The sequence below is a fragment of the Acaricomes phytoseiuli DSM 14247 genome, from assembly GCF_000376245.1.
GTDB classification, from domain to species: domain Bacteria; phylum Actinomycetota; class Actinomycetes; order Actinomycetales; family Micrococcaceae; genus Renibacterium; species Renibacterium phytoseiuli.
In genome coordinates this window covers 13873-35586 of sequence record NZ_AQXM01000044.1, presented here as the reverse complement: position 1 = coordinate 35586, position 21714 = coordinate 13873, and the positions used below count along the sequence as shown (strand labels likewise).

17 protein-coding genes are annotated in these 21714 nt (G+C 64.2%); 11 read left to right on the top strand and 6 right to left on the bottom strand.

Annotated elements, in window-relative coordinates; genetic code table 11:
* Positions 1-22: 22 nt before the first annotated feature.
* From C501_RS0102945 to C501_RS0102930, 4 genes are read left to right on the top strand one after another with little or no spacing between them, the layout of a single operon-like run.
* Positions 23-1762: a CTP synthase gene (locus tag C501_RS0102945; RefSeq protein WP_026174542.1), complete on the top strand. Its 1740-nt coding sequence runs from the start codon at positions 23-25 to the stop codon at positions 1760-1762.
* Positions 1763-1796: 34 nt separating this feature from the next.
* Positions 1797-2474 (top strand): NUDIX domain-containing protein, encoded by a 678-nt coding sequence (locus C501_RS0102940; protein ID WP_043568023.1) that lies wholly within the window; start codon positions 1797-1799, stop codon positions 2472-2474.
* On the top strand, positions 2468-3475 hold the full coding sequence (xerD, locus tag C501_RS0102935; protein ID WP_018134138.1) for a site-specific tyrosine recombinase XerD: 1008 nt from the start codon (positions 2468-2470) through the stop codon (positions 3473-3475). The genes C501_RS0102940 and xerD overlap by 7 nt, the downstream gene beginning before the upstream one ends.
* 8 nt (positions 3476-3483) lie before the next feature.
* Entirely contained in the window at positions 3484-4752 is a 1269-nt protein-coding gene (locus tag C501_RS0102930; protein ID WP_018134137.1) for an isochorismate synthase, read from the top strand.
* 21 nt (positions 4753-4773) lie between these two features.
* Here the strand turns inward: C501_RS0102930 and C501_RS0102925 are convergent, their stop codons facing one another.
* From C501_RS0102925 to C501_RS0102900, 6 genes are all read right to left on the bottom strand, one after another.
* On the bottom strand, positions 4774-5925 hold the full coding sequence (locus C501_RS0102925; RefSeq protein WP_018134136.1) for a bifunctional 2-methylcitrate synthase/citrate synthase: 1152 nt from the start codon (positions 5923-5925) through the stop codon (positions 4774-4776).
* Positions 5922-6845 carry a methylisocitrate lyase gene (prpB, locus tag C501_RS0102920; protein ID WP_018134135.1) on the bottom strand — a complete coding sequence of 308 codons (924 nt, stop codon included), beginning with the start codon at positions 6843-6845 and terminating at the stop codon, positions 5922-5924. Before prpB ends, C501_RS0102925 begins: the two co-directional genes overlap by 4 nt.
* On the bottom strand, positions 6845-8383 hold the full coding sequence (locus C501_RS0102915; RefSeq protein WP_018134134.1) for an MmgE/PrpD family protein: 1539 nt from the start codon (positions 8381-8383) through the stop codon (positions 6845-6847). Before C501_RS0102915 ends, prpB begins: the two co-directional genes overlap by 1 nt.
* Positions 8380-9030 carry a GntR family transcriptional regulator gene (locus C501_RS0102910; RefSeq protein ID WP_018134133.1) on the bottom strand — a complete coding sequence of 217 codons (651 nt, stop codon included), beginning with the start codon at positions 9028-9030 and terminating at the stop codon, positions 8380-8382. Before C501_RS0102910 ends, C501_RS0102915 begins: the two co-directional genes overlap by 4 nt.
* Positions 9031-9106: 76 nt before the next feature.
* Entirely contained in the window at positions 9107-9793 is a 687-nt protein-coding gene (locus tag C501_RS12285; protein ID WP_018134132.1) for a response regulator, read from the bottom strand.
* Between the two features lie 128 nt (positions 9794-9921).
* Positions 9922-11595: a sensor histidine kinase gene (locus tag C501_RS0102900; protein WP_018134131.1), complete on the bottom strand. Its 1674-nt coding sequence runs from the start codon at positions 11593-11595 to the stop codon at positions 9922-9924.
* A 172-nt stretch (positions 11596-11767) separates the two neighbouring features.
* Between C501_RS0102900 and C501_RS0102895 the strand changes: the two genes are divergently transcribed.
* The 7 genes from C501_RS0102895 to scpB all read left to right on the top strand — a co-directional run bounded on the left by C501_RS0102895 (position 11768) and on the right by scpB (position 21670).
* Positions 11768-13177 (top strand): C4-dicarboxylate transporter DctA, encoded by a 1410-nt coding sequence (locus C501_RS0102895; RefSeq protein ID WP_018134130.1) that lies wholly within the window; start codon positions 11768-11770, stop codon positions 13175-13177.
* Positions 13178-13452: 275 nt separating this feature from the next.
* Positions 13453-15018: a pyridoxal phosphate-dependent decarboxylase family protein gene (locus C501_RS0102890; protein ID WP_211206333.1), complete on the top strand. Its 1566-nt coding sequence runs from the start codon at positions 13453-13455 to the stop codon at positions 15016-15018.
* 111 nt (positions 15019-15129) lie between these two features.
* Positions 15130-16518 (top strand): SidA/IucD/PvdA family monooxygenase, encoded by a 1389-nt coding sequence (locus C501_RS0102885; protein WP_018134128.1) that lies wholly within the window; start codon positions 15130-15132, stop codon positions 16516-16518.
* Positions 16515-19031, top strand: coding sequence for a GNAT family N-acetyltransferase (locus C501_RS0102880; protein WP_018134127.1), 2517 nt, complete (start codon positions 16515-16517; stop codon positions 19029-19031). The genes C501_RS0102885 and C501_RS0102880 overlap by 4 nt, the downstream gene beginning before the upstream one ends.
* 164 nt (positions 19032-19195) lie before the next feature.
* Positions 19196-20104 carry a ParA family protein gene (locus C501_RS0102875; RefSeq protein ID WP_018134126.1) on the top strand — a complete coding sequence of 303 codons (909 nt, stop codon included), beginning with the start codon at positions 19196-19198 and terminating at the stop codon, positions 20102-20104.
* Positions 20088-20999 (top strand): segregation and condensation protein A, encoded by a 912-nt coding sequence (locus C501_RS0102870; protein WP_018134125.1) that lies wholly within the window; start codon positions 20088-20090, stop codon positions 20997-20999. The genes C501_RS0102875 and C501_RS0102870 overlap by 17 nt, the downstream gene beginning before the upstream one ends.
* Positions 20996-21670 carry an SMC-Scp complex subunit ScpB gene (gene scpB / locus C501_RS0102865; protein ID WP_018134124.1) on the top strand — a complete coding sequence of 225 codons (675 nt, stop codon included), beginning with the start codon at positions 20996-20998 and terminating at the stop codon, positions 21668-21670. The genes C501_RS0102870 and scpB overlap by 4 nt, the downstream gene beginning before the upstream one ends.
* Positions 21671-21714: the final 44 nt, after the last annotated feature.

The following is a 21714-nucleotide window of genomic DNA, read 5'->3' as shown; positions in this document are numbered from 1 at the left end:
TGACCATTTCAGCGGCTGCAGCGTGCTAGTCTTGAATTCCGTGGTGCATCGATCTGAATCCCTTGCAGATACCCGGTTATCTGACCCTTCTCACGGCACATCCGACTCTGTGACGCGGCATATTTTCGTCACTGGCGGTGTGGCTTCTTCACTCGGCAAAGGCCTGACCGCCTCCAGCCTCGGGCACTTGCTCCGAGCCAGGGGCCTGTCGGTGACGATGCAGAAGCTCGACCCCTATCTTAACGTCGACCCGGGGACGATGAACCCCTTCCAGCACGGCGAGGTCTTCGTCACCGAAGACGGTGCCGAAACCGATCTGGATATCGGCCACTACGAGCGCTTCCTGGACGAAAGCCTCGAGGGCAGCGCCAATGTGACCACCGGGCAGATCTACTCCACGGTCATCGCCAAAGAGCGCCGAGGCGAGTACCTGGGGGACACCGTGCAGGTGATCCCGCATATCACCGATGAAATCAAGCGGCGTATGCGCCTGCCCGCCACCGAGCACCTGGAAGAAGCCCCGGACGTCATCATCACCGAGATCGGCGGCACCGTCGGCGATATCGAATCCCAGCCCTTCCTCGAGGCGGCTCGCCAAGTGCGCCAGGATATCGGCCGGGCCAATGTCTTCTTCCTGCACGTCTCCTTGGTCCCGTACATCGGCCCCTCCCAGGAGCTCAAGACCAAGCCGACCCAGCACTCCGTGGCCGCACTGCGATCCATCGGCATCCAGCCCGAGGCGATCGTGGTCCGCTCGGACCGGGAAGTGCCGGAAGCGATGCGCGCCAAGATCGGCAGGATGTGCGATGTCGACACCGACGCGGTGATCAACGCCGCCGACGCGCCGAGTATCTACGATATTCCCAAGACTCTGCACAGCCAGGGCCTCGATGCCTATATCGTCCGGGCGCTGGGCCTGCCCTTCGCCGACGTGGACTGGGGCACCTGGGATACCTTGTTGGCTGCCGTGCACAACCCGGCCGATGAGGTCGAGGTGGCGCTGGTCGGCAAGTACATCGACCTTCCCGATGCTTACCTTTCGGTCACCGAGGCGCTGCGCGCGGGCGGTTTCGCAAATCAAGCCAAAGTGAAGATCCGCTGGGTTCCCTCGGACCTCTGCGCAACCCCGCAGGGAGCGGCCGAGGCGCTGAGCGATGTCGATGCCATTTGCGTTCCCGGCGGCTTCGGCATCCGGGGGCTCGAAGGCAAGCTCGGAGCGCTGCGGTTCGCCCGGGAGAGCCGGATCCCGGTTCTGGGGCTCTGCTTGGGGCTGCAATGCATGGTCATCGAATACGCCCGGAACGTCGTGGGCCTGGCCGGTGCGTCGTCTTCCGAGTTCGAACCCGATGCCCCGCATCATGTGATCGCCACGATGGCCGAGCAGCTCGATATTGTCGACGGCAAGGGCGATCTGGGCGGTACGATGCGCCTGGGCCTCTACGAGGCGACGCTCTTGCCCGGGTCCGTGGTCGCCGAGACCTACGGCGTGACGACCGCGAGTGAGCGGCACCGGCACCGGTACGAAGTGAACAATAAATACCGGGATCAGCTGTCTGCGGCCGGACTGGTGTTCTCCGGCACGTCCCCGGACGGCGAGCTGGTCGAGTACGTCGAGCTGCCGCGCGAGAGCCACCCTTACTATGTGGCCACGCAGGCGCATCCGGAACTGAGCTCCCGCCCCACGCGCCCCAACGCCCTTTTCGCAGGGCTGATCAAGGCGGCTTTGGAGCGCCAGCGCGAAACCCGGCTGCTAGAGGTCTGAGCCGGAGTTCTGGAGCGAGCAGGGGAAAAGCAGCATGAGTCTTCGCGACCAGAGGGTGCAGCGGTCGATCCTGGACCGGCAGCGGATGTTTGGCGGCAGGATCTGGGATGTCATGCGCGAATCATTCCTGCTGAGCGATTCGCAGCAGCCCCTCACCCGTGATTTCATCGAGAATCCGGGGGCAGTAGCCGTCGTTGCGCTGGACGAACAGCACCGAGTGCTGCTTTTGCGTCAATACCGCCATCCGGTGCGCTCCATGCTGTGGGAACTGCCCGCCGGGCTACTTGATATCGACGGTGAGGACTATCACACGGCAGCGGCCAGAGAATTAGCGGAAGAAGCAGATCTGCGGGCCGAGGACTGGCGCGTGCTCGTCGATCTCTACAACTCACCGGGATCCTCATCAGAAGCTCTGCGGATCTACCTGGCCACCGGGCTGCACGAAGTGCCGGAAGCAGAGCGGCACCAGCGCACCGAAGAGGAATCGGAGATCGTCCTGGACTGGCAGCCGCTGGAGGCCGCCGTTGCTGCGGTTCTCTCCGGCCGTATCCACAACGGCACAACGATTGCAGGGATACTGGCGCTTGCCGCGGTTCAACAGCACGGCGGGCCGGAGAGTCTGCGCCCCGCGGATGCCCCGTGGCCCGAGCATGCACAGATCACGGCGCGCCCTGTTGAAACAGAGCCCGCCAGAACAGATACCGAGTGGTGAGCCCGGCGGAAGCAGCGGGTGAGCCGGGCACGTCGCTGGAGGATATTCCTACCCCGCTGCGCCGGGCCTGGCGCGAATACGAGCGTCATCTGGCGGTGGAACGCGGACTGGCGGCGAACACCCTTGCCGCATACCGGCGCGACCTCAGCCGTTACTTGAGTTTCCTCGCGGCGCAGGGCGCCGCGTCGCCCGCCGAAGTGACGCGTCAGCAGATCTCGGACTTTCTCCAGGTCCTTTCCGCCGGGACAGACGGCGGTTCCGGTCTCGGTGTGCGATCCGTGGCCCGTAATGTCGTGGCGATCCGGGGACTCCATAAGTACTGGGCGCTCGAGGGCCTGAGCCCGGCGAATCCAGCCGCCGAGATCCATCCACCGCTGCCAGGCAGGCGCCTGCCGAAAGCGATCAAGGTCTCCGAGGTGATCGCGCTTCTTGAGGTGTACAGCGCCGATACGCCCGCGGGGCTGCGAAACCGGGCGCTGCTGGAATTCTTGTATGCCACGGGAGCCCGGATCTCGGAGGCCGTCGGCCTCGATGTCGATGATGTGATGGGCGAGCTCACCGCTGCGCCCCAGGCCTCGGGGCCCGCGGTGGTCAAGCTTTTCGGCAAAGGCTCCAAAGAGCGCGTGGTTCCGCTGGGCTCGTATGCGGCCCAGGCCGTGGACGCCTACCTGATCCGGGGCCGGGCCGCTCTGGCCGCTCGGGGAGGAGCGACGCCGGCGCTGTTCCTGAACACGAGGGGAGGGCGGCTCAGCAGGCAGAGCGCCTGGAGCATCCTCAAAACCGCCGCGGAACGGGCCGGGATCACCGCTGATGTCTCCCCACACACGCTGCGGCACTCCTTCGCAACGCACCTTTTGGAAGGCGGGGCTGATGTTCGGGTGGTCCAGGAGCTCCTGGGCCATGCTTCGGTGACGACGACCCAGGTGTACACTCTGGTCACGGCGGACACTCTACGTGAGGTCTACACCGCGGCGCACCCTCGTGCTCTGGAGAGCAGGTAAGGCAGCAGATGAATTCCCGATCCACCTCATGCGATCCAGGCACGAGCCCTACCGCCCCGGCGGCTGACTCCGTACCAGCCGCTGACTCCGCCGTGCCGCTCACCGCCCGCTACCGCCGGGATGACTTTCTGTTCGGCTCGGGCAGAGGCGGCCTGCTGCTCTCGCCCGAGCGCACGGTGCAGCTGCCGATAGCCGAACTGGCAGAGCAGGCGCCCGGGTTGTTACGGGATCACGACATGATCGCCGGAGCGGTGCCTTTCGACCCGGCCCAGCCCGGCCATCTGCTCCTGGGTTCGGCGCCGTTGCGGGATGCTGGGCTGGCTTCCTGGCCCCTGCCGGCAGATGAAGCGGAAGCGGCAGCGCAGACCCTCTCGCTCGCCGCCGAAAGCGAGCCGCAGCACTACCTCGCCGCAGTGCGGGAAGCTCTTTCCCTGATGAAGGGTGCGGATCTGCAGAAGGCGGTGCTGGCCCGATCCTTCCAGGCCCGCCTCGCCGGCAAGCTCCCCCTCCGTCGGGTGCTGAACCGGCTGGTTAGGCAGAATCAGCACGCCTATGTTTTCGTGGCACCGCTGCCGCAGGGACGGGTGATGGTCGGTGCCAGCCCGGAACTGCTGATCAACAGAACCGGCGACCGGGTGATCAGCACACCCTTAGCCGGCTCGCTTCCACGCAGCTTCGATCCCGACGTTGACAAGCAGCGGATGGCGCTCCTGCGGAATTCGGCCAAGGACCGCACCGAGCACGCCATCGTGGTGCAGATGGTCGCCGAGGCTCTTACCCCGTGGTGCCGGAGCCTGGAGGTGCCCCCAGAACCGGAGATCCTGCTGACCAATACGATGATCCACCTCGCGACGAGGATCAGCGGTGAACTCCGCCCGCTGGCATCTTCTGCATCTTCGTCGGATGCAGCCGCGGAGCTGCCCAATGCGCTGCAGCTCGCAGCTGCTCTGCATCCGACGCCGGCAGTATGCGGCTGGCCAACCGGCGCCGCGCAGCATGCCATCACCGAGCTTGAAGCCGCGGATCGGGGCTTCTACGCCGGAGCGGTGGGCTGGATGGACCGCAGCGGCGACGGCGAATGGGCCGTGACCATCCGTTGCGCCGAGGTGAGCAACGGGGGCAGCGCCGGCCGTGAAACCGTCAGGCTTTTCGCCGGAGCCGGCATCGTTCCCGGAAGCCTGCCGGAAGCCGAGCTCGCCGAGGTGGAGGCCAAGCTCCACACCATGCTCCTGGCTCTGGAGCTCAACCCGGACAAGCTGGCCGAAACCGAATCTTAGGATTCCAGCGCTGAGTTGCGTTCAGCTCAGGTGCCGCTCATCGGACCCGTTATAGGCGCTGAGCGGCCGGATCAGCGAATTCGCCCCGGCCTGTTCCATGATGTGCGCGGTCCAACCGGTGATCCGCGCCGCGACGAACAACGGGGTGAAGGTCGGGGTGTCGAAACCCATCAAGTGGTATACCAGACCGGCGGGATAATCCAGGTTCGGTTTGATGTCCTTGGCCTCCGCCATGGCCTCTTCAAGACCGGTATAGAGCTCCAGCAGCTCGGTCTTGCCGTAATGCTCTGCCATATCGTCCAGGGCCGCGCGCATCGTGGGCACCCGGGAATCGCCGTTCTTGTAGACCCTGTGGCCGAAGCCCATGATTTTCTTCTTCTGCGCCAAGGCATCGGCCAGCCACTCCGACGGATCGACGCCAGCGGCACTGATCTCCTCGAAAGTATGCATCACCGCCTCATTGGCCCCGCCGTGCAAAGGCCCTTTGAGCGCGCCGATGGCTCCGGTGACGGCGGAATGCAGATCAGCCAGGGTGGATGTGATGACCCGTGCGGTGAAGGTGGAGGCGTTGAAGGAATGCTCGGCGTAGAGGATCATCGAGGTGTTGAAGGCGGCGACCACTTCGGGTGCGGCTTCTTCACCGAAGGTCATCCAGAGCAGATTGGCCGAATAGCCCAGATCCTCGCGGGGTGGTACCAGCGGCAGTCCGTGGCGGCGGCGTTGATCATAAGCCACCACGGCCGGCATGGCGGCGAAGAGCTCCTGCGCTTTCCGCAGCTGAGCTTCGGCGGAGGTATCCTCGGCCAGGCTGTGGCCGGCACCGATCACGCTGGTCGCAGTACGGCAGACATCCATCGGATGGCAGTCATCGGGGAGCAGGTCGATCGCCGCTTTGACCTTCTCATCCAACGCTCGGTTCGCCCGTTCCATCGCCTCGAAGGCGGTGAGTTCCGAGGCTTCGGGTAGTTCGCCGTTCCAGAGCAGCAAAGCGACTTCTTCGAAGGTTTTCTGCGCCGCCAGCTCCTGCACCGGATATCCCTGGTACAGCAGTGAGTTGGTCTCCGGATTGACCTTGGAGATCGCCGTGTAGTCGACGACAACACCGGCGAGGCCCTTGCGGATCTCGGCGGCACCTGAATCGTTCTGAGGGTTCGGGTTGTCCTGCGAACTCATGATCTGCTCTCCTTTGAGTAGGCATCCGGCACGTCGAAGTCGAATACCGCCGAGTCGAACCGGTTGTATCCCTCGTAGTCTACGAGTTCGTACAACCGGGCGCGTGTCTGCATCCCGGGCACCGCGGAATTCTGGGTGCCCTCAGCCCGCAGAGTGTCCAGCGTGCGCTCGGCCTCGCCCATCGCACTGCGCAGCAGCGTCACCGGATAGATGACCATATTCACTCCGACACCGGCCAGCTGCTGAGCGGTGAAGAGCTCGCTTTTGCCGAATTCGGTCATATTGGCCAGGATCGGGATATCGACAGCAGCGCGCATCGCCTCGAAATCGGCAAGAGTGCGCATGGCCTCCGGGAAGATCGCGTCAGCTCCGGCGTCGACGAAAGCCTGTGCGCGGCGGATCGCCGCATCGATGCCCTCTACCGCAGCAGCATCGGTCCGGGCCATGATCAGAAAATCAGGGTCCCGCCGCGCATCGGCAGCAGCTTTGATGCGCTTCACCGCGGTCTCCAGACTGACGACGGCTTTACCGTCCAGATGGCCGCATCTCTTCGGATTGATTTGATCCTCCAGATGCAGTCCGGCCACACCGGAGTCTTCGAATTCCTGAACGCTGCGCGCGGTGTTCATCGGTTCCCCGAACCCGGTGTCAGCATCCACGATCGCCGGAAGATCCGTGACCCGGGCGATCTGCCGGGCCCTGGTGGCCACTTCGGTCAGCGTGGTCAGGCCGATATCCGGCAGCCCCAGGTCAGCGGAGAGCACCGCCCCGGAAATGTACAACCCGGGGAAGCCCTTATCCTGGATCAGCTGCGCGGAGAGCGGGTTGAACGCTCCCGGTAGCTGCAGCAGCTGCCCGGAGCGCAGCCCTTCCCGCAGTGCTTGCCGCTTCTGCTGCGGCGTCGTACGAGCGTAGAGCATCAGAAGATTCCTTTCGCTGCGTTTCCGGTGCCTTCTGCGGCGGGGACGGTAGAGATATAACCGGGTTTCGCCTGGATATTCAGCTGATCCAGCTCACCGGGGCCGAGTTCCGGAAGTCGCTCGACGGCGATCAGGAAGCGCTCCAGCTCCTGCGGTTCCACGGCTTCGGCGGCCAGGCTGCGGAGCTTGTCGATGTAGTCCGGCCGGCTGAAGGTGCGGGCTCCCAGCGGGTGAGCGTCCGCGACAGCGATCTCGTCGGTCACGGTGCTGCCATCGCGCAGGCTGATTTCCACGCGGCCCCCGAACGCTTTTTCGGTCGGGTCCGTCGTGTGGTAGCGCCGCGTCCATTCAGAGTCTTCCGCAGTGCTGATCTTGTGCCAGAGGGCTACGGTGTCCGGCCGCTGGGCACGTTGCGGGGTGTAGGAATCGACGTGGTGCCAGCGTCCGTCCTGCAGTGCTACCGCGAAGATATAGGGAATGGAGTGGTCCAGCGTCTCCCGGGAGGCGGTGGGGTCGTATTTCTGCGGGTCATTCGCCCCGGAGCCGATCACATAGTGGGTGTGGTGGCTGGTGTGGAGCACGATGGAGTCGATGTTCTCCGGATCTGCGAGCTCCGGCCGCTGCTGGTGCAGTCTCCTGGCCAGGTCGATCCACGCCTGAGCCTGGTACTCCGCGGAGTGCTCTTTGGTATAGGAGTCCAGGATCGCGCGCTTTGGCTCGCCCGCCTCCGGCAGCAGTACCTCGTACTGCGCCTCGGGGCCGTCGAGCAGCCAGGCGATCACTCCGTCTTCGCCCTCATAGATCGGCTCGGGGGAGGTCTGCCCGCGCATGGCCCGGTCGACCGCTTCGATGGCCATTTTGCCGGCGAAGGCCGGGGCGTAGGCTTTCCAGGTGGAGATCTGGCCCTTCCGGGACTGCCTGGTGGCCGTGGTGGTGTGCAGGGCCTGGCCGACTGCCTGGAAGATCGTCTCCGCGTCGAGGCTCAGCAGGGTGCCGATCCCGGTGGCTGCGGAGGGGCCGAGGTGCGCCACATGATCGATCTTGTGCTTGTGCAAGCTGATGGCCCGGACCAGGTCGATCTGGATCTCGTAGCCCGTGGCCAGGCCGCGGATCAGATCCTGCCCGCTTTTACCGGTGTGTTGGGCCACGGCCAGGATCGGCGGAATGTTATCGCCCGGATGCGAATAGTCTGCGGCCAGGAACGTGTCGTGATAGTCGAGTTCGCGGACCGCGACGCCGTTCGCGAATGCCGCCCACTCCGGGCTGGTTCGCTCCGGAATACCGAAGACCCCGGAGCCGGTGCCATACTTCGATGCGGCGTGGCTCAAGGCCTGCTCCCTGGCCGCGATGATGGGTTCCCGGTTGAGCGAGGCGATGGCCACTGCGGCGTTATCGATGATGCGGTTGATGATCATCTCGGTGACCTGCGGTTCGACGCCGACGGGGTCCACCGCGACCTCGGCGATCCGGTAGGCGAGCTGTTCCTTGCGGGGGAGCGCCTCTTCACTGCGATAGACCCGAACGGGGTGATTCTTCATACGGATTCCTCTACGGTCTCGATGGTCTGCATCAGGTGCTTAAGTGAGTTGTGCAGGTGGACGGTCGTTGCGGCCTGGGCGAGTCGGACGTCACGGCTGGCGATCGCCGTGCAGATCCTGGCGTGCTCGGTTGCTGTTTCGGCGAGTCTGGTTCGGTGTTCCCTGGACATGCGGCGGGCCCGGGCCAGTTGCGGCCGCAATTGCCTGAGGGCGGTCGCCAGGAAAGGATTGCCGCACTGCTGGTCCAGGGCGGTGTCGAGTTCTGCTGAAAGCTCGTAGTACGCTTCTGCCTTGATGCCGGCCTGGAGGCTGGTGCGGGCCTGGGTGAAGCGCTGTGCCAGCTGCGTAAAGGTCTCAGTTTCGCCGCGTTCGGCGGCCAAGCCCGCCGCAGCGGATTCCAGAGTCTGCCGGAGCTCGTAAAGGGAGTTGAGCGTACTGGGGGAGAGCTCGCTTACGACGATTCCGCGCCCTCCGCGGGGTGCTGCGAGCCCTTCGGCGACCAGGCGGCTCAAAGCCTCCCGAACGGGCGTGCGGCTGACGCCCAGCCGGGCCGAAAGCTCCACCTCGCCGAGAAGGCTGCCGGGAGCCAGCTGCCAGGAAACGATCTCCTGCCGGATTCTCTGATAAGCCTTCTCACTGGCGCGCACAGCCTCATTGTATGCACAGAGACCAATCACTGGGAAGATCGGAGAGTTTTGGGCTTTTTGTGCATACATAATGCGTTCATGCCTGATCGACTGGCGGCTGGTTTCCGCGCTGAGGTGGAGCTGATGGAGATGAGGCAGATGCTCTCCAGGAATACTCGTGCTCAGGTCGCCCAGGGCTGCCATAGCGCGGAGAACTCCGTACCGGTCCGTGGTCCGCCAGATATTCAAGGTAACGGCGCGCAGTGACCCGCGAGATCCCCAGGGCATCGGTGACTTCTTGCGCCGACACCGGAGCCGGAACCGACCGCAGCCAGCGAATCACGGAGCGCAGCGTCTGCTCGGAGAGGCCCTTGGGTAGTAAGGGCAGGTGCGGCTCAGGCTGCTGGCGCGGAGCCGTCCCGCCCTGCAGGCTGGCCAGAGCCATGTCTACCGCTTTCTGGTCAACCGCTGAGGCCTCCGGCGCATCGGCTGCCCGCGAGCTCTGGATCCGATAAGCCCGGTAGGCCTCCATCTTCTCGGCGAAGGCGCTGAAGGCGAAGGGCTTGATCAGGTACTGCACTACGCCTGCGGCGATCGCCTGCCGCACCGTGGCCAGCTCACGAGCCGCGGTGATCGCGATGATATCCACTGGGTGATCGGCGGCATGCAGCTGCTGCACGAGTTCCAAGCCGTGCAGATCAGGCAGATTCATGTCCAGCAGCAGGACATCGACGATATTGATATGGGCGGGCGGAGGGCTGCTCGTCCGGGTGGCTCCCGACATGCCCAGGAAGCGCAGCGCGGTCTCTGCGTCCGGCGCGATGCCGGCGACCTCGAAACCATTGAGGCGCTACAGGTAACGGGCGTGCGCTTCGGCGACAATCGGCTCGTCCTCGATGATGAGCACGCGAATCATGCCAGGGGGCTCTCTGTGTCATCTGCATCATCGATGTCACTGCTCGGTAGGGTCACGGTGACGTCCGCTGCCGAGGAGATCTCCAGCCTGCCGCCCAGCCGGTAAACCGACTGATGGACGAGCGCGAGCCCGATGCCACGGCCGGAAGCTTCCGACTCTTTGGTGCTGAAGCCGCGTTCGATGACCTGCTGCGGGGTGATGTTGCCGAGTCCGGGCCCGCTATCGCTCACTCGTAAGACGACGCCGGGTGCCGTGCTCTCCGCATCGCCCCGGACTTCCAGCCTCACCCACCGGCTACCTGGGTTCTCTGCTGTTCCGGAATCGAGTGCGGCATCGAGAGCATTGTCCAGTAGGTTGCCCACGATAGTGGTGATGTCATGGGCGTCGAAGGCTTCGCAGGAGGCTCCCTGCTCCCAGCCCACATCCATCCGGATTCCCAGTTCTCCGGCCTGGGCCAGTTTCCCCATGATGATGGCCGCTAGCACCGGGTCGCGGTGCGCGCTGACCACCTCATCAACGAGATCCTGGTTGAGCTGCAGATCTTCCGTCGCGAAGGTCAGGGCCTCGTCCAGGCGGTTCAACTCCAGAAGCGAGATCATGGTGTGCATCCGGTTGGCATGCTCATGGGTCTGCGCTCGCAGCGCCTCGGTGAGGGTTCGAGTGGAGTGCAGCTCCAGATCCAGTCGCTGCAGCTCGGTGCGGTCCTGGAGCACCGCTACGGCTCCGTGCGACCGCTGACTGCTCGGCGGCCTGGCTGGTTCCTGACTCACCACGAGCAGCCGTCCAGCGCAGACGTGGATCTCCTCGCGGACTTGGCGCCCGGTCCGCAGCAGCGTCCGAAGGCCTTCCGGTAGCGGCAGCGACTCCAGTGCCGGCGGTGCGGCGCCGACGGCCAGCAGTGGCAGATCCAGCAGTCTGGCCGCGGGGTCGTTGTACAGGACGATTTTTCCCTTGCTGTCGGTCAGGACCACGCCTTCCTGCAAGGCGTGCAGTACTGAATGGTAGTAGCCGAAGAGCTGGCCGAGCTGCTCTGGTCCGTGCCCTAGGGTGACCCGCCGCAAGTACCGGCCGACCAGCCAGGAGGCGAGCCCTCCGGCGATGAGCATCACTCCGCCCGCGCCCAGAATCGCGGGAACCCTGGCGGTGAACGCAATATCCACGGCGCTGACGGTGACCCCAACCGAGACCATTGCTACGACTTCCTCATTGGAAGAGCTTGAGGAACCGGAAGGCGAAGCTGCCGGGGCCATAACCGGAGTGATAGTGCGCACCGAAGGTCCGAGCGCCCCGGCAGTGGTCTCTGTGCAACTGCGGCCATTCAGTGCTTCCTGCACCGAGCCGATATAGGGTCTGCCGATCTCTTCCGGAATCGGATGGGTCCACCGGGTCCGGTCCGGTGCCATGATCGTGATGAAGTCGACGCCGGTATCCGCTTGCACATCAGAGGCATAAGGCTGCAGTAGAGAACTGGGGTCAGCTGAGCGAGCGGCTTCAGGTAGAAGCGGGGAATCGGCCAGGGTGGCTGCGATATTCGCGGTGCGCTGGGCGGCCTGCGCGAAGGTCTGTTCCCGTGCGCCGAGGTAGGCGACGATGACCACCGTCACGGTCAGCACGATGATGAACAGCAGCTGACCCACAAAGAGCCTGCGGGCGATGCTCCACTGCCGCAACTGCCCTCCTGAGCGTAAACGACCTGACCACGGAACCTATGTTCATGCATGAACAGTATGACCATAAACGTGACTTGCTTCACTCTACCGGTCAGGATGGCGGAGGCAGACTACCGAGCAGATCATCAGCGCAGACCGTTGAGCTGCTAACGAAGAAGATTGAGCGGAGACCATGAGCTCTCGACGAAGAGAAGCAGCATCCATCCGGGGTGTTAGGGCGGCCCAGAAGCTGAAGAAGGCGCACGGCACCGGGCGTCGCCCCGATAAAACGCACTGGCTTTACATCGCGGTGATAGCCGCGGTGCTGCTGGGTGTCGCGGTGGGTCTTATCGCCCAGGCCACCGCCGGCCCGGGGCAGACGACGAACTTCGCGACAGCGTTGAAACCCCTTGGCGATATTTTCGTGAACCTGATCAAAATGCTGATCGCTCCTGTCATCTTCTGCACGATCGTCACCGGGATCGGGTCCATCGCGAAAGCGGCGACCATCGGGAAAGTGGGCGGCCTAGCACTGGTGTACTTCCTGACCATGTCGACTTTCGCGCTCGCTATCGGCCTGGTCGTCGGCAACTTTCTGAAGCCCGGGGAGGGCCTGGCTCTGCAGGCATACCAGCCTTCGACTTCAGGTGGTACCGGTAACGCGCTCTTCGACTTCATGATCGAGATCATCCCGCCGGGTATCCCGGTGCTGCCCACGCTTTTCGTGGCGATCCTCGTTGGCTTCGCACTGCAGCAGATGGGCCAGGCCGGCGCGCCGATCCTGCACGCGGTGAAACTGATTCAGGCGCTCGTCTTCCGGGTGCTCATGATGGTCATGTGGATAGCGCCGATCGGTGCTTTCGGCGCTATCGCCGCGGTAGTGGGCGCCACCGGTTTCGCGGCGGTGCGTTCGATGCTGATGCTGATGATCGGATTCTACCTGACGTGCATCGCCTTTATCTTCCTAGTGCTCGGCTCGATTCTCTACGCGGTGACCCGGATCAATATCTTCTCGCTCATGCGCTATCTGGGCCGCGAGTACCTTCTGATCTTCTCCACGTCATCGTCGGAGGCAGCTCTGCCGCGGCTCATCGCCAAGTTGGAGCATCTGGGTGTTTCCCGCCCGGTTGTGGGCGTGACGGTGCCCACCGGTTATTCGTTCAACCTCGATGGCACCGCCATCTACCTGACGATGGCCTCGCTCTTCGTGGCCAACGCCATGGGTGTGCAGATGAACCTGGGTGAGCAGATCTCTCTTCTGGTCTTCATGGTGATCGCGTCTAAGGGTGCTGCAGGAGTCACCGGGGCGGGCCTGGCCACGCTGGCGGCCGGTTTGCAGGCGCATCGCCCGGAGCTGCTCAATGGAGTGGGCGTCATCGTGGGCATCGATCGATTCATGTCCGAGGCCAGGGCGCTCACCAACTTCACGGGCAATGCGGTGGCGACCGTGCTCATGGGCAGCTGGGTCAAGGAGATCGATCGGGGGCAAGTGTCCCGGGTGCTTTCCGGCGCGGATCCCTTCGATGAATCGAAGCTGCAGGGCGGTGGCCACGAAGGCTCCACCCGGGATGCGGCAGCGGAGGTCCAACAGCGCAGTGCGTGAGCCGCGACCTGCGGTGAATCGGCTGCCCGGTGGCGCTTCAGGGCTCCACTGTTATGAATAACACGGCAGTATTCGCAAGCTCTCCGACCCGGCCAGAAGCGCCCGGAATGCCCGGAAATCCCCTGAAAACCTGGCGTGCCGGCTGCTCGGGTGCCTAAGGTTGACGCAGCTGTGACTGCTGGCTGGAAAAGATCGACGGAGACCCGAGACAAAACCTGTCTTTATAGGTTAGCCTTTCCTAAGTATTCATATTCTCCGTTGAGAGGTCAGCTTTTATGCCTGTTTCACATCAGAGTCTGCTGGACGTCGGGGGGCAACCGGAAGGTACTCGTATGCTGCGAGCCCCGGGCTCACCCGCCGAGCAGATTCTGGGCCAGCATTCGGCCTCCCGGTACCTCGAGGACATCATCCGGGTCGCAGGAGCTGCGGCCTCGACGCTGAGCCGGCGGGATCGGCCGTTCACCGGCATCACTCCGGAAGAGCTGAGCCCGGTGATCGAGAGCATCGATCTTAACCAGCCCCTGGGGAGCATCGACGAGACCCTCGCCGAACTGAACTCGGTCTACCTGCGGGATGCCCTGTACTTCCATGTTCCCCGGTACGCTGCGCACCTCAACTGCCCGGTGGTGATTCCAGCGGTTGCGGCGGAAGTGGTGCTGAGCGCGGTCAACTCCTCGATGGATACCTGGGATCAGAGCGCCGGGGCGACGCTGATCGAGCGCAAGCTGATCGACTGGACGGCGGCTCTTTTCGGTCTCGGCGAGAACGCGGACGGGGTCTTCACCTCCGGCGGCAGCCAGTCCAACCTGCAAGCCCTGCTGATCGCCCGCAACCACGCGGTGGCCCGGCTGCAAGAGCAATACGGCAGCGCGGCACAAGCCCCACGGCTACCGCTGCTGCTCGACCGGATGCGCATCTTCACCTCCCGGATGTCGCACTTCTCAGTGCAGAAGTCCGCCGCGATCCTCGGCCTGGGCTATGACGCGGTGATCCCCGTCGAGGTGGATGCCAACTGGCGGATGGACCCCCAAGACCTGCGCAGGGCGATCCGCGAATGCCTGGCGGAAGGGCAGATCCCGATCGCCGTCGTCGGCACCGCCGGCACTACAGACTTCGGTGCAATCGATCCACTCTCTGAACTGGCCGAGATCGCCGCCGAGCACCAGGGGTGGTTTCACGTCGACGCCGCATACGGCGGAGGCCTCATCACCTCGGACCGTTACCGGCATCTGCTGGACGGGGTGGAGCATGCCGATTCGGTGACGGTGGATTACCACAAGACCTTCTTCCAGCCGGTATCTTCCTCGGCGGTGATCGTGCGCAACCGGGAAGCGCTGCAGCACGTGACGTACTACGCCGATTACCTCAATCCGGCGGAGGCAGCCGCCGCGGCGATCCCGAACCAGGTCGACAAATCCCTGCAGACCACCCGGCGCTTCGACGCGCTCAAACTCTGGTTCACCTTGCGCGTGATGGGCCGGGAGAACCTGGGCGGTCTACTGGATCAGACCATCGACCTGACCACAGCGGTTCACCGCCGGCTTCGCGCGGACGTCGAGTTCGAAGTGCTCAACGAGCCGCAGCTCAGCGCCTTGGTCTTCCGCTATCTTCCGCGCCCTGACACGGGGCTGAGCGGTGAGCAGCTCAATGAGCTCAACCGGCGGATCCGCAGCGAGCTCTTCGGTTCCGGGGAAGCGGTCGTCGCGGGAACCGTGGTGAATGGGGTCAACTATCTGAAATTCACTCTGTTGAACCCGCAGGCCACGGTCGCGGATATCGAAGAGATCATCGACCTGCTCCGGGCCCACGGCCGCCGCCTGGCCGCAGCTGGCGCGGTATAGCGGGGCTCCCGCGATGTCCAGCTGAATGCTATGTCCTATGGCATGTCTTAATGTCATGCTCACTACAGACCGTCCGCTACCAACCTCCGAAGACGAAGGGCTCTGACACCCGTGCCTGACCTCAGCCATGCTGCTACTACTTCCCGAATCACCGGTACCGCCGGCGCTGCATCTGCCGGCCCGCTGGACTCCGAGCGAGTCTATGATCTGATCGGCATCGGAGTCGGCCCGTTCAACCTCGGCCTCGCGGCTCTGGCCGATCCGGTGGCAGAGCTCGATGTGCTCTTCCTCGATCAGGCGGAGGAGTTCAACTGGCATCCGGGAATGATGCTCCCGGACGCGCACCTCCAGGTGCCGTTCATAGCGGATTTGGTCACCATGGCGGATCCCACCTCGCCCTATTCGTTCCTCAATTACCTCAAGCAGCAGGGCAGGCTCTATCAGTTCTATATTCGGGAGGACTTCTACCCGCTGCGGTCCGAGTACAACAAGTACTGCCAGTGGGTCGCCCAGCAGCTTCCCGTACGGTTCGGTACCGCGGTGACCGCTATCGACCACCGTGCGGGGGAGTATATGCTCCGCGTCACGGATGCCAGCGGCGAGCACACCTTGCGAACCCGGAAGATCGTGCTGGGCACGGGCAGCATCCCGTATCTGCCGCCAGGCCTGGCTCCGCTCCATGACCGCCCCGGCCAGCCGCATCTGCTGCACAGTTCGGAATACCTCAGCCGCAAGGCCGAATTGCAGCAGCTGGATTCGGTGACGGTCCTCGGATCCGGGCAGAGCGCAGCGGAGATCTACCACGACTTGCTCAGCGAGCAGGAGCAGTACGGTTACGAGCTCATCTGGCTGACCAGATCGCCCCGGTTCTTCCCCCTTGAATACACCAAGCTGACCTTGGAGATGACGAGCCCGGAATACATCGATTACTTTCATGAGCTTCCGCCCCAACAAAGGGCTCAGCTGGGCCAGGAGCAGAAGAACCTCTACAAGGGGATCGATAGCGTTTTGATCAACGCTATCTACGATCTGCTTTATCAGCGCTCGGTGGCGGGGCCCGTGCCGACCCGCCTGCTGAGCAGCACCGAAGTGGAATCCGCCGAGCACAACGGTGCGGGATACACCCTGACCCTGCGGCAGATGGAACAGGGCAAGCGCGCAGAACTCCGGACCGGTGGTCTCATCGCGGCTACCGGCTACAGCTATCGGCAGCCGGAGTTCCTAGAAGGCGTCCGTGACCGGCTGGTCTTCGATGTACAGGGGCAGTTCGCGGTCGATCGCGGGTATTCGATATCCGCTGTGCCCGGGGAGGTCTTCGTGCAGAACGCGGAGCTGCACACGCACGGATTCACCGCACCGGATCTGGGGATGGGGCCTTACCGCAATTCCTGCATCCTCCGCAGTGTGCTCGGCCGGGAGGTCTACCCGGTTGAGCAGCGCATCGCCTTCCAGGAGTTCGGCGTCGCGAAACAGTCTGCACCCGTGGCGGTGGCACGGTGACCCGGGGCGACCGGCCCGAACCGGGGTACCAGTTCACTTTCGTACCCTACGACCCCACCCGGGACGCCGCCCTGTTGTACTCCTGGGTCTGCCAGGAGTACGCCAGGTTCTGGGGCATGCTGGGGCAGAGCCAGGAGGAAGTGCGGGCTGCATATCAGGAGCTGGCAGAGATCCCGGGCTACCAGATTCTCTGGGGCTACGAGAAAACGCACTCAGAGGTTGAGCTTCCCGCAGGCGAAGCGCAGCCCGCTTTTCTCATGGAGAGCTACGACCCCGCCGGCGAACCGCTGGCCGAGCTCTACCCGGTGCGCAGCGGCGATGTCGGGATGCACTTCCTGATGGCGCCCCGGAGCGGGCCGGCCAAACCCGGATATACCACCGCGGTGCTCAGCACGATCATGGCGAGTATTTTCGATGATCCGCACAGCCAGCGCGTCGTGGTGGAACCCGATATCCGCAACCACAAAGTGCATCAGCACAATGCTGAAGTGGGCTTCAGCAAACAAGCCGTGATCACCCTGCCGGATAAGCAGGCCTGGCTCAGCTTCTGCACGCGATCGGATTACCAGGCGTCGCAGAGCGGTTCAGCGCGCGAGGATCAGCCGGTGGGCTCACTCGGCGGCCAGCAGAGCGGTGCACAGGCCGCTGATCCGGTTTTCCAGGCGAGCTGGCTCAGCGGGGAGTCCTGGGCTGCAGCCAGCCGACACCTGGTGACGAAAGCCATCGCGGAGTTCTCTCATGAACGGCTGCTGACGCCGCATCCCCTGGATGGACAGGTGGGTGCTGCCGGCCCGCAGCAGTACGAACTGCTGGCCCCCTCCGGCGAGCGTTACCTTTTCACGGCCCGGCAGCTCCAGTTATCCCATTGGAGCATCGACGCGGCGAGTCTGCTCCGCCAGGATGCTTCCGGAACCGCCCTGGAGCTGGATGCCCTGGCTTTCATCACCGACTTCCGGGAAACGCTCGGCATCGCGGCGGAGCAGCTGCCGGTCTATCTGGAGGAGATCTCGAGCACGCTCGGCTCCGATGCCTATAAACAGCAGCGGCAGTCGCGTGAGGCCGAGGTCGGCATCGACGCCCTGGCTGCCGCGATCAGCGCCGGGGGGCCGGAAGACCAGCGCGTGGAAGCTTTCCAACGCGCCGAACGGGCGATGACCGAAGGGCATCCGTGTTTCGTCGCCAATAACGGAAGGCTCGGCTTCAGCGCCACGCAGTATCTTGCCTATGCTCCTGAAACCGGTGCTCCGGTACGTCTCATCTGGCTCGCGGTAGCCCGCAGCCATGCGGTCTTCGCGGCGTCTCCGGACACCAGCTATGAGCAGCTGCTGGAAAGCCAGTTCGACCCGGAGGAACTCCGCCGGTTCACTGAAACACTTCGAGCCCAGGGGCTCGATGCCGAGGATTACTACCTGATGCCGGCGCACCCGTGGCAGTGGGATCATAAGATCCAGGTGACTTTCGCGGCAGAGATCGCGGCCCGGCGGATCGTCTTCCTCGGGGAGGGCGCTGACGACCATCAGGCGCAGCAGTCCATCCGGACTTTCTTCAATCTGAGCCGGCCGCGCCGGCACTACGTCAAAACCGCCCTCTCCGTGCTCAATATGGGGTTCATGCGGGGGCTCTCCCCGGAATACATGGCGGTCACCCCCGCGATCAACGACTGGGTGCGCGATCTGATCGCATCGGATCCGGTCCTACAGCGCCGTGAGCTGACCATGCTACGGGAAGTCGCCGCGATCGGCTACCACAACCGGCATTATGAGCAGGCCGCGGCGAAGGGCTCGCCGTACCGGAAGATGTTCTCGGCGCTCTGGCGGGAGAGCCCGGTGCCGCAGCTCGCGGTGGGGGAGACCCCGGTGACCATGGCTTCGTTGCTGCATCGGGACCGTCAGGGCAGAAGCCTCATCGGCGGCTACATCAGGAATTCCGGGCGCACTCCCCAGGAGTGGCTCCGGGCGTACTTCAAGGCGTATGCCGAGCCCATCGTGCACTGCCTGGTGAAATACGATCTGGCTTTTATGCCGCACGGCGAGAACATCATCCTGGTGCTGCGCGAGGGGTTCCCGGTACGGGCCATCCTCAAAGACATCGGCGAAGAGGTCGTGCTGATGAGCGAGCGCACCGAGATCCCCGAGAGCATCTGCCGGATCAGGGCGCGGATTCCCGAAGCAGAACGGAAACTAGCGCTCATGACGGATGTCATCGACTGCGTCTTCCGCTTCCTCGCCGAGATCCTGGATACCGAGGGAATCCTCGACGAGGACGAGTTCTGGCAGTTGCTCGCGCAGTCACTGCTCAACTACTGGGAAGAGATCGGCCAGGAAGCCCCCGAGCTCGCCGAGAACTGGGCCAGCTACGACTTCTTCATGCCGGAGTTCACGCTCTCCTGCCTCAACCGTTTGCAGCTGCGCAACAACCAGCAGATGCTCGATCTCAGCGACCCCGCCTCCGCCCTGCAGTACGCCGGGAACCTGGCGAACCCTCTGCATCACGCCGCGCGAGTGCCGGAATGAGGCGCCCAAGCACGTGATTCAGCTTCTACTTGAAGGTTGAGGCTCGCCCGTTATTCTGTAGGAATTACCCGGCCGCTCGTGGCTCGAGCGGTAACGTGGAAGTTCAGGACCAGTTCCGCGAAACCGGGATGAGTCCAGCAGGAGCAGGCAGCTGATGAGCTGGAATGAATCAGTGTGAGAAGGAAGCGGGACAGGTGAGCAGCGAAACTCTGGACGGTACCGATCTGGAAACAGTGCTCGGCCCCACCGGGCGTCCAGTCACGAAATTCGGTGAGCCGGCTATTTTGACCGAGCACGGCCCCGCCCGGGTCATCGCGATGGTCAATCAGAAAGGCGGAGTGGGCAAGACCACCTCCACCATCAATCTGGGCGCTGCCCTGGCCGAGCTGGGCCGGCGGGTGCTGCTGGTCGACTTCGATCCGCAGGGCGCGCTCTCCGCGGGTCTCGGTACGAACCCGCACGAACTCGACCTGACCGTCTACAACGTCCTGATGGACCGCAAGGTCAACGTGCAGGATGCCATCCAGCGCACCAAGCACGAGAACCTGGATTTACTCCCGGCCAATATCGATCTCTCCGCAGCCGAAGTCCAGCTGGTCAACGAAGTAGCCCGTGAGCAGGTGCTGGAACGGGCGCTGCGCAAGGTCGAGGACGACTACGATGTGGTGCTGATCGACTGCCAGCCCTCGCTGGGCCTGCTCACGGTCAACGCGCTCACCGCAGCGCACGGGGTGATCATCCCGCTGATCTGCGAATTCTTCGCCCTGCGCGCGGTCGCCTTGCTAGTGGAGACCATCGAGAAAGTGCAGGATCGGATCAACCCGCGCCTGCAGGTCGATGGCGTTCTGGCGACCATGTACGACCCGCGGACCCTGCACAGCCGCGAAGTCATCGCCCGGCTCGTCGAGGCCTTCGGGGACAAGGTCTTCGAAACCGTGATCAAGCGCACCATCAAGTTCGCGGACGCCACGGTTGCCGCCGAGCCGATCACCGCGTACGCGGGAACGCATCAGGGGGCTGAGGCATACCGGCGTCTGGCCAAGGAGCTGATAGCTCGTGGCGGGGCTCCCTGAATCAGAACGGGCTCTGGCGCACGAGGCGCAAGCGGTGCTCGACGAGCAGCAGGAACAGCAGCACGAGGGCTTCGAAGTCAGCCTGGAGAATTTCAGCGGCCCCTTCGAGGTGCTGCTGAACCTCATCGGGAAGCGCGAGCTGGATATCACCGAAGTAGCGCTCGCCGCGGTCACCGATGAGTTCATCGCGTACATCCGCCGGCTCCAGGAGGAGAAGGGCTTTGGCCCGGGAGTGCTGGATGAAGTCAGCGAATTCCTGGTCGTCGCCGCGACGCTCCTCGACCTGAAAGCCGCCCGGCTGCTGCCCCAGGGTGAAGTGGAGAGCGATGAGGACATCGCCTCGCTCGAAGCCCGGGATCTGCTCTTCGCGCGCTTACTGCAGTACCGCGCATTCAAGCAGGCTGCCATTGGCCTCGGCGAAACCCTGGCGCAAGAAGGGCTCAGGCTGCCTCGGCAGGCCGGGCTAGAGCCAGCCTTCCAGGCGCTTCTGCCGGAGCTGGACTGGCGGCACACCCCGGAGGACTTCGCCGCGATAGCGGCCATCGTGCTGCGCCCCCGGGAACCGCTGCCCACCGAGGTGGGGCTGGACCACCTGCATGCGCCGCAGGTCAGCGTCCGAGACCAGGCGGTACTGATCGGCCAGCGCCTGAGCGCTGCAGCAGGGGCGCCGCTGTCCTTCCGCGCCCTCGTGGCGGACGCCGGCGGTTCCCTCGTGGTCGTGGCGCGCTTCCTGGCGCTGTTGGAAATGTACCGGGATCAGGTGATTGCCTTCGAGCAGCTGAGCCCGCTGGGCGAACTCACGATCCGCTGGACCGGGCATGATGAGCAGTGGAACGCAGAGAACCTGAATGATGAATACGGTGCCGAACCCCTCGAACCGGAGGCCTCCCCATGACCCCTGAACTCATCGTGGATGATTCCGCGGGCAACCCCGCTGAGCAGCGGTTCGACCAGCAGCGGTTCGAAGAGCCCGGGGAGATCGACCTGGACAGCCTGCCCGGGGGCCTAGCGGCAGCGCTCGAGGCAGTGCTCATGGTCGCTGAAGAACCCCTCGACGAACTCACCCTGGCCAGTGCGGTGGGTCGGCCGAGGGGAGAAGTCCGCGATGCGCTCGAAGCCATGGCCCGGGACTACACCGGAGCGCAGGAGGGTGACGGTGCCAGACCCCGGGGGTTCGAGCTCCGCCGGCTCGGCGGCGGGTGGCGCTTCTACTCCCGCGCCGAGTTCGCGCCCCTCGTGCAGCGGTTCGTGCTGGACGGGCAGAGCACGCGTCTGTCGAAAGCGGCACTCGAGACGCTGACGGTAATCGCCTACCGGCAACCGGTCTCGCGCTCGCGGATCTCCGCGATCCGCGGAGTCAATGTGGATTCGGTGGTGCGCACGCTCCTGCAGCGCGGTCTGATCGAAGAGGACGATGCCGCGGCGGATCCGGAAACCGGAGCGGCCCGCTACCGGACCACCGGTTATTTCCTGGAACGGCTGGGCTTGGATCGGCTGGATGAACTGCCCCAAATCGCTCCGCTGCTGCCCGGAGTGGAGAATCTGGGCGAATTCGAGGAAAAATAGGGGGGAGAACAACACAGCTGGGAAGCTGCGACACGAGGGGACAC